Source organism: Paenibacillus sp. lzh-N1 (assembly GCF_002872435.1).
In the GTDB taxonomy this organism is placed as follows: domain Bacteria; phylum Bacillota; class Bacilli; order Paenibacillales; family Paenibacillaceae; genus Paenibacillus; species Paenibacillus polymyxa_C.
Map to the genome: position 1 here is coordinate 990,912 of NZ_CP025696.1, position 15,908 is coordinate 1,006,819.

At 46.5% G+C, this 15,908-nt stretch carries 9 protein-coding genes; 5 read left to right on the top strand and 4 right to left on the bottom strand.

The features are described from left to right. Nucleotides 1-38: 38 nt before the first annotated feature. Both C0638_RS04490 and C0638_RS04495 read left to right on the top strand, forming a co-directional pair. The gene (locus C0638_RS04490) at nucleotides 39-3,929 is read left to right on the top strand and encodes an immunoglobulin-like domain-containing protein (RefSeq protein ID WP_102163359.1); all 3,891 of its coding nucleotides are present in this window, start codon (nucleotides 39-41) and stop codon (nucleotides 3,927-3,929) included. A gap of 213 nt (nucleotides 3,930-4,142) precedes the next feature. Beyond that, the gene (locus C0638_RS04495) at nucleotides 4,143-5,789 is read left to right on the top strand and encodes an exosporium glycoprotein BclB-related protein (protein ID WP_102163360.1); all 1,647 of its coding nucleotides are present in this window, start codon (nucleotides 4,143-4,145) and stop codon (nucleotides 5,787-5,789) included. A 67-nt stretch (nucleotides 5,790-5,856) separates the two neighbouring features. Here C0638_RS04495 and nirD read toward each other — a convergent pair whose 3' ends face one another. Then, a complete protein-coding gene (gene nirD, locus C0638_RS04500; protein ID WP_102163361.1) occupies nucleotides 5,857-6,186 on the bottom strand; it encodes a nitrite reductase small subunit NirD in 330 nt (109 codons plus the stop codon). A 42-nt stretch (nucleotides 6,187-6,228) separates the two neighbouring features. After that, nucleotides 6,229-8,658, bottom strand: a complete 2,430-nt coding sequence (nirB, locus tag C0638_RS04505) for a nitrite reductase large subunit NirB (protein ID WP_040102185.1) — start codon at nucleotides 8,656-8,658, stop codon at nucleotides 6,229-6,231. 317 nt (nucleotides 8,659-8,975) lie between these two features. Here nirB and C0638_RS04510 point away from each other — a divergent pair, with 317 nt between their 5' ends. Genes C0638_RS04510 through C0638_RS04520 form a run of 3 tightly spaced genes read left to right on the top strand, consistent with a single transcriptional unit; the run spans nucleotide 8,976 to nucleotide 12,985 of the window. After that, on the top strand, nucleotides 8,976-10,664 hold the full coding sequence (locus tag C0638_RS04510; protein ID WP_102163362.1) for a spore germination protein: 1,689 nt from the start codon (nucleotides 8,976-8,978) through the stop codon (nucleotides 10,662-10,664). A 25-nt stretch (nucleotides 10,665-10,689) separates the two neighbouring features. Beyond that, nucleotides 10,690-11,793, top strand: coding sequence for a GerAB/ArcD/ProY family transporter (locus C0638_RS04515; RefSeq protein WP_102163363.1), 1,104 nt, complete (start codon nucleotides 10,690-10,692; stop codon nucleotides 11,791-11,793). Further along, complete coding sequence (locus C0638_RS04520) at nucleotides 11,786-12,985, top strand: Ger(x)C family spore germination protein (RefSeq protein WP_102163364.1); 1,200 nt, start codon at nucleotides 11,786-11,788, stop codon at nucleotides 12,983-12,985. Before C0638_RS04515 ends, C0638_RS04520 begins: the two co-directional genes overlap by 8 nt. 122 nt (nucleotides 12,986-13,107) lie before the next feature. Here the strand turns inward: C0638_RS04520 and treR are convergent, their stop codons facing one another. Continuing rightward, a complete protein-coding gene (gene treR / locus C0638_RS04525) occupies nucleotides 13,108-13,857 on the bottom strand; it encodes a trehalose operon repressor (RefSeq protein ID WP_102163365.1) in 750 nt (249 codons plus the stop codon). Nucleotides 13,858-13,932: 75 nt separating this feature from the next. Continuing rightward, the gene (gene treP, locus C0638_RS04530) at nucleotides 13,933-15,897 is read right to left on the bottom strand and encodes a PTS system trehalose-specific EIIBC component (RefSeq protein ID WP_102163366.1); all 1,965 of its coding nucleotides are present in this window, start codon (nucleotides 15,895-15,897) and stop codon (nucleotides 13,933-13,935) included. Nucleotides 15,898-15,908 lie beyond the last annotated feature (11 nt).

Genomic DNA, 15,908 nt, shown 5'->3' on the forward strand with positions numbered 1-15,908 from the left:
TCAATAAGTGTGCTATTTAATAAAGAAGAGGTGATAGCGTGCTCGAAGGCAATAGCTTCACACGCAATAAGTTAAAACCCTACCGTGTGCTGGTTCCACTCATGCCATTGATCAGTGGTGCGTTCCTGTTCATAGGGACGAATGAAGCCCATGCTGCCGGTTGGGAAAATGTAGTGTTTAACAAACCAACTACATCCAGCGGTTACACCCAGCCCTATGATCCCTCCAGGGCTGTGGATGGGTCAGTCGACCCGACAAGCCGCTGGTATCAGGCAAGCAATGGTGAAAAATGGATCCAGGTAGATCTGAGAGACTGGTATATCGTAGATCGATATGTTGTTACAGGTATGGGTGTCCATTATGGATGGAACGATCAACGTGATCCATACAGTTTCCGATTGCAGACGAGCAGCAACGGATTTAATTGGGCGACTGTGGATACCGTGCAGAATAATGGGAGTTCTAATTTTCAAAAAAGCATTCCCCCTGTAACTGCACGATACCTGCGATTATATATTGATCAAGGAAATGCAAGAAACAATCAATGGGCTTCCATCATGGAATTCGCGGCTTATGGGGAGCGATTACCCGTTCCACAGGCCCCGGGCCATTTTACAGGTATTAAAAATGGAAATACGGTGGAGTTAAGCTGGGATGCCGTTCCTTATGCAACTTCCTACAAAGTCGTGCGTGATGGTATAACGCTCTACACAGGCAGCCTAACCCAATTCATAGACACTTCAGCATTGCCGCCAGGTGAAGCAGTTTACACAGTTCAAGCCGTGAATGCTAAAGGGGAGAGCACTCCCTCAGAAGTCAAAGTGAACATACTTACCGATGCAGAGAGAGTTGCACAGGCAAAAGCTGCACTTGCTCTAAGTCTCGCACCTGGAGATACGGTGGAATCGGTATCCCAAAAGCTGACCCTGCCACTCACTGGGTTGAATGATACGACGGTGAGCTGGAGTTCGGATACTCCTGACGTTATTACGAACGAAGGAGCTGTAATACGCCCGCGGTACGATCTGGGTGATCAAAAGGTAAAACTGACAGCAACGATTACAAAAGGAACCGCCTCGGATACCCAAACTTTTGAAGTTACCGTTTCGAAGATGACTGCTCAAGATACATTGAATCAAGCAGCAGATGCCCTATCGCTGGGTGATTTGTCTGCGGCACTAGAAAATGTATCTCTCCCTTTATCCGGTTATGGTGGAGTGCAGATCGAATGGTCCTCGTCCAAACCTCTTGTCATTGCAGCAGATGGAACACTCACCAGACCTTCCTATAGTAGTGGAGATACCGATGTTACCCTAACGGCCACCCTGCAACTTGCAGGCTTAACGAAAACAAAGGATTTTACTGCACACGTACTGCGTCTGCCGATGAGCGACACTGAAGCCGTGGACGCAGCATACAGAGCACTTGAACTACCGCTAACGACAGTAACCGGAGACGTATATTTGCCAAAAGATGCTCTGAATGGTGTTCAGGTGTCATGGTCGTCGAGCCAACCGGAGTTCCTGGATCATACTGGACATGTCACCTTCCCTACCTACGTACAGGGCGATCAGACCATCACGCTCGAAGCGATTGTGTCAAGAGGTGGGATTGAGCTTCGAAAAACCTTCAGCCTGCTCGTACCCGCATTGCCCGTAAGCGCTGATGAAGCAGTGAATTTGGCGGCAAAAACACTGAATCTAGATTACCCGCAAGGGATTAAGGATTCCATCGCCCTGCCTCGTACAGGGGCATTCGCCACCCAGATCGACTGGTCTTCGGATCGACCGGATATCCTCAGTGACAGTGGTCAGGTGAATCGGCCTAAATATACAGATGGTGATATGAATGTACAGTTAATTGCCATTATTTCTAAAGGTATAGCTTCTGTCCAAAAAACATTCACGATTACCGTGCTGAAAGCATTGCCGAATACACCTTATGTACGACTGAACGGCAGTAATCCAATTGTTCTGGAAACCGGGGATAGCTTCACTGATCCAGGAGCCAGCGTACTGGACAGTGTATACGGCAATATTCTGATTCCCGATCTTTCAGGTATCGGCAATGTCGATACGAATGTACCTGGTGTATACGTATTGAACTATACTTATAGCGACAATGGAAGTTGGACCGCAGAGCCGGCAGAACGCCGTATAAACGTGCTGCCCCGTGCTGTTGCAGCCGCAGTAGGCGATGAGGACATTGCCTCTGTGATCGTCACAGGCGCTTTACCGAACGCACGGCTTGAACTGTATAATGCTCAGCAGGAGCTTATAGCGGAAGGAATCGCTTCGAGTGAGGGAAAATATACATTTACACCAGTACCCGAAGGAGCTAGCTACTATGTGCTACAAAACGTAAATGGCATGAAGAGCGCGCCCTCTGGGCTAGTGTCTCCACAAGGATTAACCGCGCAGCGTGTCGCGGATTCCATCACAAGCATACCTGCCCCTACAACAAGTGATACAATGCTTATTCTGCCTGCTGTACCCGATGGCTTCCGTGTGACCATCAGCAGCAGTAGTCAACCAGACATCGTGCGTACAGACGGAACTATTTTTCAGAGAGACACTCCTTCCGTTGTCACTATAATATTGGATGTCATGAAGGCAAGCGATGGTTCTCATGCTTTGACGCAGGCCATAAAAGTCATCGTCCCTGCTAAAGTGACTGTGGGCACAGGCAAGTCTAACAAAGATAAGAATGAGGATCAGGATCTGTCTGCTGGCGTACAACAGATCGTTTTTTCAGAGCAAGGGAAAGCTGTTTCCCTCTTTGTTCCTTCGCCGGCATTTCTGGATGAACAGATTCAACAAGCACTGCGCGAAGGCAAGGCATACGCTGACATTCGTTTGGAGCAGGAAAAGCAAATGAGCCGTGTTCTCCTGACTCATTCTGTACTGAATAAATGGGAGCAGATTGGAGCTTCGGTGATCTCCCGTTATGGAACACTGATGCTATCCAGTGACACACTAACCAGCATGGCCGCCTCAGGTCAGCAGGACGTTACCATTTCATTTCAGCAGGCAGATCAGCAATTCCGAGATTGGGCTGAGCAACAATCCAACCTGAAGCTGATAGTAGCGGCTGTAGAAATTAAAGCTAACGTGACAGGGACTTCGTCCATCGTTCTGCCGCTGGATAGCGAATCTTCAAGTGAATTGCAGAATGTAGAACCCCAATTCTCTATTCTTGTGATGTATGAAAATGGCGAGCGCGAGATTCTAAAGGGCACTGCTGTGATAAATTCACAAGGGATTTTGTCGGGTGTGAGTCTGAATACACCTCGGTTAGGTACCTTCGCTGTTGCCGTCTCTACGGACGCGTCTCAGGTTGATCAGACCGATGTACAACATGACCCAATCCATTCGTCAGATTCGCAAGAGCCAGCTCAAGTGTGGCCGGACCTACAAGATCACTGGGCAGCGAAGTCCCTACAATCTCTTGCAGCCAAAGGCTGGATGCAGGGCTATAAAGATGGCAACATGCGCCCTGAGCGTGCGGTAAGCCGCGCAGAATTTGTAGCCATATTGATCAGGGGTTTAGGAACTACTGGAGACGAAAGCCTGTCTACCTCATTTACAGATATGAAGGGGCACTGGGCTGGATCAGCCGTGGATGCCGCTCACCGTCAGGGATGGATTCAAGGACTAACCGCTCAGACGTTCGGACCTGATGAAAGTCTTACGCGTGAACAGGCGATGGTGATCCTGTCACACGCGATGCAGAAACAGACATCCGTTTCCAGCCCTACTGGACTGCAATCTTACAAAGATGATCAGCTGATTGCTTCCTGGGCTTCCACAGCATTCGAAAAAGCCATAGGTTCGGGTTGGATTAGCGGGTATCCTGATGGAACACTCAAACCAAAAGCCGCCATCAGCAGAGGCGAGATGGCTGAACTGCTGGTACGAATTTTTAAATAAATCTGTCGAAGACGTATAATCTAATAGACTACACACTAAAGCGCGGTCCCAGGCTATTTGGGGACCGCGCTTTTTGTTATCAATATTTTATTAAGCTTTGCTTGTGTATTCACCCTTTTCGCTTCAATAAATATATTATGATTATCTGTAAAACGGGGCGATTAACCATCTGTCACCTCTACAGTAGGAAGAATGAGGAGGAGATACTTGAGCATGAAACATAAAAGACCGTTCAGGTTCAGTGGTGCTTCAAAAAAAGACGAGGACTGCAAACCACCAAGAGATAATAGAAGTATCGAAGCGCTTCTCAGGCTTATTCATGAATTGACCTCGATCGTCCCACTTGTATTCGCAAACCCTTCTACGGCTAATGTATCTTTATTGCAACAGATTTTAAGACAATTGCTGTCTCTGGCGAAAAGTTTAAGACTTAGAAGCAGGGCTAAGGCAGATTTACTGGCGGCGTTGGAACTTGCTATTGTAGCATTAGAAGCCACACCTTTCTCTCCGATCAGCGTAGGTACTACATTACAGCAACTGCTGGATGCCCTATTGTCTATCGTTCTACAGGAATCCCTCAATTCAACTCTTAAAGACAGTTTAATCCGTGCAATCAGAACTGCGGGTACGACGGTTAGCAACGCACTAAGTGAACCGTATTTGTCAGGGGAGCCCGGCCCACCAGGACCTCCCGGACCTGTGGGGCCTGGTGGTGCGCCTGGTCCAGCAGGTGTGCCGGGCCCACCAGGACCTCCCGGACCTGTGGGGCCTGGTGGTGCGCCTGGTCCAGCAGGTGTGCCGGGCCCACCAGGACCTCCCGGACCTGTGGGGCCTGGCGGTGCGCCTGGTCCAGCAGGTGTACCGGGTCCACCAGGACCTCCCGGGCCTGTAGGGGCCGCTGGACCTATCGGAGCTGAAGGGCCTGCTGGGCCTGCCGGGGGTGTAACAGGCGCCACGGGCGCTACGGGCGCTGATGGTTTGGTCGGACCCGCTGGAGCCACAGGGCCGACTGGCGCTGATGGACTGCCAGGCGCAGTTGGTGCGGTCGGACCCGCTGGAGCCACAGGGCCGACTGGCGCCGATGGACTGCCGGGCGCTGTTGGCGCGACTGGGCCTGCTGGAGCCACTGGACCGACTGGCGCTGATGGGCTGCCAGGTGCGGTTGGTGCGGTCGGGCCCGCTGGAGCCACTGGACCGACTGGCGCTGATGGACTGCCGGGCGCGGTTGGTGCGGCCGGACCCGCTGGAGCCACTGGACCGACTGGCGCTGATGGACTGCCAGGCGCGGTTGGTGCGGCCGGGCCCGCTGGAGCCACTGGGGTTACTGGAGCCACCGGTTCAGGGGCAATTATCCCATTTGCCTCCGGTGGTCCTGCTATACTGACAACCGTTCTTGGCGGATTGGTAGGAACCACTAGTTTGATTGGCTTCGGAAGCTCAGCTACAGGTATTGGCCTTGTAAATGGGGTTATAGACCTCACAGGCACGCTTGTAGGACCACTCATTAACTTTGCTTTTTCCGTTCCACGGGGGGGTGTAATCACATCCATTACCGGATATTTCAGTACAACTGCTGCTCTAACCCTCTTAGGATCATCCGTTAGCATTACTGCCCAGTTGTTTAGTTCCCCGACACCTAATAACACCTTTATAGCCGTTCCCGGAGCTACCGTTACATTGACTCCCCCACTAACTGACATCGTTGCTTTAGGAACGACTTCTAGTGGTATTGCTACTGGATTGGCTATACCTGTAACCGCGCAAACCCGTCTGCTTATGGTTTTCTCTGCCACTGCGACAGGCGTTTCCCTTGTCAACACCGTGGTGGGTTACGCAAGTGCAGGTGTCACTATTACCTGATCCAAAACAAAAAGGGCCCTGCAGGATTGTTCCTGTCGAGCCCTTTTTATGCTTTCCCTCACATGAATTAAACCGTCACAAGCGATATTTTCACTACTTCTCCCTCTTCACAGACGGCGAACGTTTTAATTTGTCCGTGGTCAGGCTCTTGAACGAGGCCTGTTTGCAAATCAATTTTCCAGTCATACAAAGGATCATAAATATAATGACCAGATACTATTGCCTCTGTAAGAGGACCCCCCTTAGGGTGAGGATTACTATTTTCAACAGCATACAGCTTATTCTCCGAAGTGCGGAAAACAGCAATTTCAGCACCTTTGACGTGGATAGTGCGTCCTATTCTGATCGGAAAATCCTTGCTATGACCGACAACAAGCCATTCGGCATTCTTGATCATTTGCTTGCTCGCTTCCTTCCTCAGGCATTTTTAGATGCAATTTTACACAATGGACGGAGTGACAGCCTCAAATAGATTCTTGCGTGTATCCTCATCATGGATGATTTTTTTCCATGGGTCTTCGACCTGTTGTAATGCAAATTCAACGCGTTCTACTAAAGCTTGTCGATTAGCTGTATCGTTAACGACAGCCTTCTGAATCTCTTCCAGACCGATCCGTTCCACCCACTCGGAAGTACGTTCCAGGTATTGCCCTGTTTCCCGGTAGAATTGCATCACGGCTCCTACAATATCAATCAGTTCAGCGTCGGTTTTTACTTTACAGAGTGAATCAGCCAACCGTGCTTTAATACCACCGTTTCCACCAATAAAGATCTCCCAGCCCCCATCGTTGCCTACGATTCCGATATCCTTCGTACATGATTCCGCACAGTTGCGTGGACATCCATTAACCGCTAGTTTGAATTTTGCCGGGAAATCCAATCGTTCGAATTTCCGTTCCAGTACTTCTCCCATTCCCATCGAGTCCTGTGTACCAAAACGACAAAATTGCGATCCAACACAGGTTTTCACCGTACGAAGTGACTTCGCGTACGCATATCCCGAAGGCATATCAAGTTCTTCCCACACTTTAGGCAGATCCTCTTTACGTACACCAATCAAATCCAGCCGTTGTCCCCCGGTTACTTTAACGACCTTAACGTTATATTTAAGCGATACATCAGCTATCTTCTTCAAATCTTCTGGAGTCGTTACCCCGCCGTACATTCTTGGCACCACTGTAAACGTTCCATCCTTTTGAATGTTCGCGTGCAATCGCTCATTTACAAACCGGGAATCTCCCTCATTTTCATAGGTATCAGGGTTAATCATACCCAAGTAATAATTCAGCGCCGGACGGCATTTGGAGCATCCTTCATCATTATGCCAGCCGAGTACATTCATCACTTCACGCGTAGTGGTCAGCCCTTTGGTTTTGATCGCTTCCACAATTTCGTCCCGACTCAATGTTGTACAGCCACATATTCCCTGCTTAGCTGATGTTTTGAAGCTGTCTCCAAGAACATATTGCAAAATTTGCTCAACGACCGGCTTACATCCTCCACAGGAGCGCGTTGCTCCGGTACATGCTTTAATTTCATCGACTGTGGTCAATCCATTTTCATTGATTGCTTCCACAATTGCCTTTTTAGTCACACCGTTACAACCGCAGACAATTTCATCGTCCGCCATCGTTTCAACGGATGACGTCTTCGCCCCGTGATTGCCGCATCCAGTACCCATGATCTGTCCATAGATCTCATCTGTCATTTCCGTTTGCTGACGCACATATTTTTGCAGACTAGCAGATTCACTCACATCGCCAAACAGTACAGTACCAACAATTTTATTATCACGAAGCAGTACCTTTTTGTATGTTCGCTTCCACTCATCCTTCGCTACAATCGCCGTATGTTCAGGTTGGGTTATGAATTCGCCAGCTGAGAAAACATCTACCCCTGAAATTTTAAGCTTGGTGGAAACTACCGATCCTGCATAGCCTTCAGTATCCACGCCTGCCAAATGCTTGGCAATCACACTTCCCTGTTCAAACAGCGGAGCTACCAGACCGTAGCAGATTCCACGGTGCTCAACACATTCCCCTACAGCGTATACATCCGGCATGGAGGTTCTCATGAAATCATCGACCACAATCCCGCGGTTCGTTTCCATACCACTTTCTTTAGCTACCTGGATATTAGGTTTAATCCCGACGGCCATTACAACCAAATCTGCTTCCAGCTCGCTTCCATCCGAGAAGCGCAGTCCTTGTACCCGATCTTGACCGTACACTTCCGCAGTTTGCATTTGCATAGCAAACTTGATTCCCTGACGTTCCAGTTCTGCTTTCAACATCGCAGAGGCTTCCCGGTCTAACTGACGTTCCATCAAATCTTCCATTAGATGAACGACCGTAACATCCATCCCGAGGTTGACCAGGCCTTTAGCTGCCTCCAGCCCCAATAGACCTCCGCCAATGACAGCGGCTTTTTTATAGGTCTTCGCTGCTTCCAGCATTGCCGAGCAATCGGCGATATCTCGGAAACCAATAACTCCCGGTAATTCTTTACCCGGAATAGGCAGAATAAACGATTGTGAACCAGTAGCCACCAAAGCCACATCGTAATCAATTTCCAGTCCGTCTTCGGTGTGAATCTTCTTGTGCTCACCGTCGATGCTTTTAACCATTTTTCCTGTATATAAAGTAATCCCTTGATCCGCATACCATTGCAAATCGTTCAGTATGATATCATCTATTGTTTTACTACCTTCCAACACATAAGAGAGCATGATCCTGTTATAGTTCGGATGCGGCTCACTTCCCAGGACTGTAATTTCATATTTATCTGTTAATTTTAAAATTTGTTCGACCGTATTGATACCAGCCATCCCGTTCCCTATAACCACAAGCTTCTTTTTACTGTTTATCATATACCGGTTCCTCCATTCATTCGACGCTACTTCCTATCCGACGACATCTCTACGTTTCTAATGAATATTGTTTATGCTTCTATTCTAATACAGCAGATAGGTCTATATGTGATTTCGATCACAATGTAGTTAAAATTATGAATATTTAGGGATTTCCCTATTCTATTTCAAGGGATTAAGGTAAGGACCGGAAATCATAGCAGTGTCATCGAAAGAATCTTTCCAATTCATGCGTAAATACAACCGTTATAAGGAATACTTTATGAACAACTTGTATCTTATGGGAAAACGAATTGAATTGTTTGGAGGTAATCAGCATGTGGTCTAAAATCATTTCTTATCTTCCTAGCTGGAGTACACTCTTTCAAGCTGGCCTCGCGTTGATTATTCCTTTAGGAATTTATTATATAAACACCTCGATTTATTCGTTTGTCGGCAGTAAGGGAGCCAAATCCAAACACTCTTCCAGTCATCCGCTCTCTAATAAACATAACGAAGGGCACATGGATCAGCAGCATGAACCGAGCTCTAAAATTACAGGAAATTATGATTCCGACTTACAGGCAATTCGTGAAGCTATTGGCGAAAATAGTGATGTGCATTTTCGTGAGTTTGTGGTGAAGAAATTTCATGTTCGGTCCGTGTTAGTCTTCATAGAAGGTATGCAGGATGAAAAGCTTATGAGCAAGCAGGTATTGGAGGTCTTGATGTTTGAAGGCCAGCAGCAGGGTCAGGATCAGCAGGAACAACCGGAAGGTATAAGTAATTCTTTTATAAAAGAAAGCCTGATGCCACTTACGCAAATTAGTGAAGTTACCCGTATGGAGGAACTGTACGAGTTCATCCTTTTAGGTCATACCGCCCTATTAATTGAAGGAATGAAGGAAGCGCTACTGGTGGGCCCTCCTAATGGCGCTATTCGCTCCGTCAATGAACCAACCTCTGAAGCATTGCTTCGGGGTCCCAGAATCGGTTTTACGGAAGTATTGAGTGAAAACACTTCGATGCTTCGACGCCAGGGTTTAAATAAAAGTCTGGAAATGAAGAAATTCCAAGTGGGCAGCAGAATCAAAAAAGATCTTGTTATCGCGTATATAAAGGATATTGTGAATCCGGACCTTCTTGAAGAAGTAAGCCGCAGAATATCAAAAATAGACATGGATTTTTTACCTGAATCCGGGTATGTGGAACAACTCATCGAAGACAATTATTTAAGTCCGTTCCAACAGGCTCATAATACAGAGCGTCCTGACCGTGTTATTAATGCTTTGTTGGAGGGAAGAATAGCGATCTTACTAGATGGTACTCCCTTTGCACTTATTGTCCCGGTGACCTTCAGTATGCTGCTTCAATCTCCCGAGGACTATTATGAGCGGTGGATTCCAGGAACACTTTTACGTTTGCTGCGGTTTAGCGGGGCGTTTATAGCGCTTATGGGGCCCGCTTTGTACATCTCTTTTATATCGTTTCATCCCGGTTTAATTCCAACCAAGCTGGTCATTAGCATTATCGGAACCCGTCAAGGCGTCCCTTTCCCATCGGTCATAGAGGTCCTGATTTTGGAAACCTCTATCGAAATTTTACGGGAGGCTGGCATTCGCCTGCCCAAACCCATTGGCCCTGCGATGGGCATTGTGGGAGGCTTGGTCATCGGTGATGCTGCTGTCAATGCGGGCATCGTTAGCCCCTTCCTTGTGATTGTAGTTGCAGTTACTGCCATTTCATCGTTTTCGATACCAACATATAGTGCGGGCATTACCCTTCGCCTTTTGCGTTTTGTCGGAATGTTCTTTGCAGCAATGCTGGGCATGTTTGGAACCATATTGTTCTTTCTGCTAATTTGTATCCATCTGACGAAGTTGAACAGCTTTGGTGTACCCTATGTAACTCCCTTCTCTCCCATGCGCCTAAGCGATTGGAAGGATCTGTACATCCGGGCTCCTCTATCTCTAATGAAGCGAAGACCTGTCATGATGAAAACACAGCAACGCAAGCGTAGATCATGATGCCCAATATGAAGGAGGAGCTACTGTGTTTAGACGCTCTGATGATAAAATCACAACTAAGCAGACGGCTGTATTCCTGACCAATACCGTATTGGGCGCAGGAATCTTGACACTGCCGAGAGGTGTAACTGAACAGGTACAGACTCCAGATGCATGGCTTTCTGTCCTCATCGGTGGAGCTATTGTCATACTCGTCATATGGGTCATGGTGAAGTTAAGTCAACAGTTTCCCGGAAACACCATATATCAATACTCCAGAAGAATTGTAGGTACTGTTCCGGGAGGATTCTTAAGCGTGCTGTTAATTATATACTTTATAATCATAGCTGGATTCGAGATCCGTGTGTTGGCTGAAGTAACCATGTTTTTCCTGCTTGAAGGCACACCCATCTGGGCGATTGTGATTCCATTCATCTGGGTAGGGAGTTATTTGGTGTTTGGAGGCATTAATTCCATCGCACGGCTGTACCAGATTATACTTCCGATCAGTCTCTTCTTTCTGCTTCTCTGTTTTGTCTTCAGCTTAAGAATCTTTCAAATTGATCATCTTCGTCCCGTATTGAGTGACGGAATTTTACCCGTCATCAAGGGGCTGAAATCGACTATTCTTGTCTTCTCTGGATGTGAAGTCGTCATGACACTGGTCGCTTTTATGCAACACCCCGAAAAAGCATTCAAGGCCATGGCAGTGGGTATCGGTATCCCTTTAGTTTTGTATTTTTTGACTGTAGTTATGGTGATCGGCGGGCTATCGGTAGATTCTACTGTGACAAGTACTTGGCCTACTATTAATTTGATGCGCAGTTTTGAGATCCCTGGATTTCTTTTTGAACGTCTGGAATTTCCACTGCTGGTGATCTGGGTGATGCAAATGTTTTGTAATTTCTGCAGTTTTTTCTTCAATGCTTCCTTAGGTGTCTCACAGGTGTTTGGTCTTAAATATCGTTATGCGATTTTCGGTTTAATTCCGCTTATCTTTATCTCCACGATGACTCCTGTTCGTATGATGGAAGTATTTAGTCTCGGCGACGCGATCGGATACATGGGGATCATATTATTTCTTCTGATTCCGGTATTTCTCTCCATCGTGTTCATGATCAGGAAGAAGGGAATGAAGCAAAATGTGTAGACGATCTATCCTATCCGTGCTGCTTGCCTTCATTCTGCTGGTTACTCAAGTCGGCTGCTGGAGCAGCAAAGAAATAGAGGAGCTTAGCATATATACAGGACTTTCTCTGGATAAGGGGGAGCTAAGTCCATTGGAACAGGAGCTGGAGAAGAAAGGCAGCCGCTACTTCAAGAAAAATAAAATTACGGCCAGTGTACAAATCGTTCCCAAAAAATCATCTGGAGGTCCAAGCCAGCAAGGCGGAGGAGGGGGACAAGAGCCAAACTATAACAACATAACTGGCACAGGAGATTCTTTGCTTGAAATCTTCCGCCAACTCTCTCTCCGTTTGGATCGCCCCGTTATTGGCCACCATCTAAAGGTCATCGTGGTTTCCACCGAACTGGCAAAACAACAGACGATGCAGCAATTGATGGATTTTGTGCTTCGTGATAATGATATTCGCCCGAGTTGTTTGGTCTTCTTAAGCAAGGGAAGAGCATCTAATACTTTAGTTACCAAATATAAGGAAGAAGTCCCATCCATTCATATTCTGTATATGCTTCGTAACCATTTCAGAACCAGCAAGGTAATGAGGGGGGTCAATTTGTCTGAATTGGATGGGATGATGCACTCCAAAAAAAGCTATATATTGCAAAACATCACTGAATCCGATGGGGAATTAGAATTTTCAGGTGCTGGCATTATTAAAGGAGATACCGGTCACTGGATCGGCAGTTTAGACCAACAAGACGTGGAGAGTATTGGATGGATTACAGGTGATGTTGAGGGCGGAGCTGTCAAAACGTATGACAAGCGGAATGAAGCCATAACTTATGAAATCAAATCGGTAAAAAGCAAAATAACAACTAAAGTGGGCAAGGACAACGACATTTCTTTTCACGTAAAAATTGAATCCAAAGGGCGTTTAATCGAAAACTGGGATGAGAAGGTAGACCCGACTGAGACGCCGAACATAAAAGAAGCAGAGAAAGAGTTTGAAAAACAAGTGGCTAGAAGGATTAAGTCTCTTATGCACAAATTACAATCCGAATATAAAGTCGATGTTGCCGGCTTTGGTGATCACCTGAAAATTGAAAAACCACAGGTGTGGAAAAAAATAAAGGGTGATTGGGATTATAAGTTCAGTAAAATCCCTGTAACCTTCGATATTAAGCTAACCATTACGGATTTAGGTTCCTCTGCCGAATAGTCGAAATCCACTCAAAAATTTACCTTGGAGTTAACAAAAACCCCCTCTTCTTAGAAGAGGGGGTTTCCACCACAGGGAACTATTCCGATTTAATCTCTCGATCTTGGATCAACCCTAATGGGTCAGCTTAAAAAATCAGATCTTCTCTCTTCACCGTGGGAACGTCTGGCAAAATCGACGAATTGGAATTTGTCCAGTCGATGCCTTGATTCGGTATACTGGAACAATGTGGTGTCTTCCAGATAAACATAGTTACGTACTACAACCACATGAGTATAGTTCTGGAGGTCCATCAGCTTACGGTCTTCTTCATCTGCATCTTCTACAGAAACGACTTTTTTAGCATAACTGATTGGAAGATGTAGTTCCCCCTCCAGATATTCGTAGATAGATTCACGACTAATTTCCTCGGTAAGCACAGGGACAATGTCTGATCGAAAGTAGTCTTTATCCAGTATGACACATTCACCTTCAATTTCACGCGCACGAATGACTTCCCAGACCCAATACTTATCTTTGTCAATCTCAAGATGAGTAGCTATGTCATCTGGAACGGGAATCAACTGATTTTTATGAACAATCGTTTGTGATTTACGGCCAATCCGCTCAGACATTTCTTTGAAACTGACCAATCCCCCTATGGGAAAATCCATCCGTCCGATATCCAGAACAAAAGATCCTTTAGCCTTTATTTTATGGATATACCCATTTTGTGCAAGCAAGTGAAGTGCCTTACGCACAGTCTCACGAGAAGTGTTATACTCCCGGGCCAATTCATTTTCAGAGGGCATTTTCGAACCAGAAGCCAATTCGCCTGTCTGGATTCGTCCCGAGTATTCTTGATAGATTTGCAAAAATATATTCTTAGTCAATTTTCATCACCACGTTTATTGTAGCATTCTTTCACTGACCAAGTTACTAAAATAGGCTAGCAGGATGAATCTGACTTAATTCGTTTTGTCTGATGAAGAATTCAAATGAATTCTCATTAAGACATATTGCGAATCGTTCGCCTCACCTGGCAATTCCTCAATCGATTCAATCATACTCTGCCCATCGGGAACAATGACCGGTGTAATCATAGGATACCCTGATTTCTGGATCAGCTCACGGTCAAATTCCATCAGTAGCTGTCCTTGCTCCACGTTTTGACCTGTTTCCACATGCATGGTGAATCCTTCTCCCTTTAATGACACCGTGTTGATTCCTACATGCACCAGAATCTGCACACCTGTTGGATGCTCCAAAATCAAGGCATGCTTGCTTTTCACCATGATGTGAATGACTTTTCCACTGAAAGGGGCAAGAATCCGACCATCCTTCGGTTCCACTGCAATTCCTTGCCCCATCTGCCGTTCGGCAAAAGCCGGATCAGGAACCTGTTCTAATGGCACAACATGTCCTAGTACCGGAGTCTTTACTTCAAGCACATCCAGTGCAGAATTTTGTTGGTCCGAATTTTTCCGTATGGAGTCATTAGCTGGTGTAGCTGGAGTCTGACGGCGCTTATTGAGCAGCTTCCCATACATAAAGGTTAAGGCAAACGGCACAATCAATACGATCGCCATCCCAACGAAGAATACCCCCCAGTTGTTTGGGAAAATAGACAGGAAGCCTGGAATCCCTCCCACACCAATGGAAGAAGCCAACACATGATTTACGGTGAGCAGTATACCTGCGATACCGGAACCGATCATTCCGAATACGAACGGATATTTATACCGAATATTGACCCCGAATATGGCAGGCTCGGTTACACCCAGAAAAGCAGACACGGAAGAGGTAAGAGCCAATCCTTTTCCCTTTTGCTCCTTCAATACCAACATCATTGCCAGTGCCCCGGCCCCCTGAGCGATATTGGACAGGGCCAGCATCGGCCATAGGAACGTTCCACCCTGTGTACCAATTAATTGCACGTCCACCGCCAGGAAAGTATGATGCATTCCCGTGATCACGAGCAAGGCGTAAAAACCTCCATAAATCAGGCCACCCAGCGCAGGAGCCAAATCGAAAACGTATACAAGACCAGTCGTAATCGCATTACCAATCATAAAAGTAACCGGACCGATCACTGTAAAGGCAAGAAATCCCGTGATTAATAATGTAATCGGTGCTACGAGCAACAGCTTAAATGAATCCGCTATCTTTTTATTTAGGAATTTTTCAATTTGTGCGAGCACGTAAGCGGATACTAAAACGGGTAAAACCTGTCCTTGATAACCAATCTTATTCACTTCCCAACCAAACAAATCCCAAACTGGAACAGTTCCTTTGGTAACGGCATCCGCATAACTGTATGCACTTAGCAGATCTGGATGAACTAGAATCAAACCGAGCACAATCCCAAGTAAAGGACTACCGCCAAACCTAACAACGGCCGACCATCCAATCAAGGCAGGTAGGAATGTAAAAGCCGTACTGGCAATGGTGTTAATAATAGACGCAAAGTCAGTCCATTGAGGATAGACCTGTACCAGAGCCATTCCTTCGAAAAAGATTCCCTTTCCAGTCAAAATATTATTGATCCCAAGCAATAAGCCTGCAGTCACAATTGCGGGCAAAATAGGAATAAAGATATCTGCCAGCGTCTTGATGGCACGCTGAATCGGGTTTTGTTTTTTACTAGCGGCGTTCTTAACATCGTCCTTAGAAGCCCGACTGCCTCCTGTAATGGAGATCATTTCGTCATATACCTTATCCACCAGACCTGGGCCAATCACGACCTGATACTGTCCTTGTGAAGAAAATTGGCCTTTGACCAGATCATTTTGTTCGAGTGCATCTTTATCGACCAACTTATCATCATACAGGGCAAATCGCAGACGAGTTACGCAATGCGTAGAGGCCTCTATGTTGTCTTTACCACCAACGGCTTTTATAATGTCTTCCACCTGTGCTCTTTCAATCGCCATCTAGTCCACTC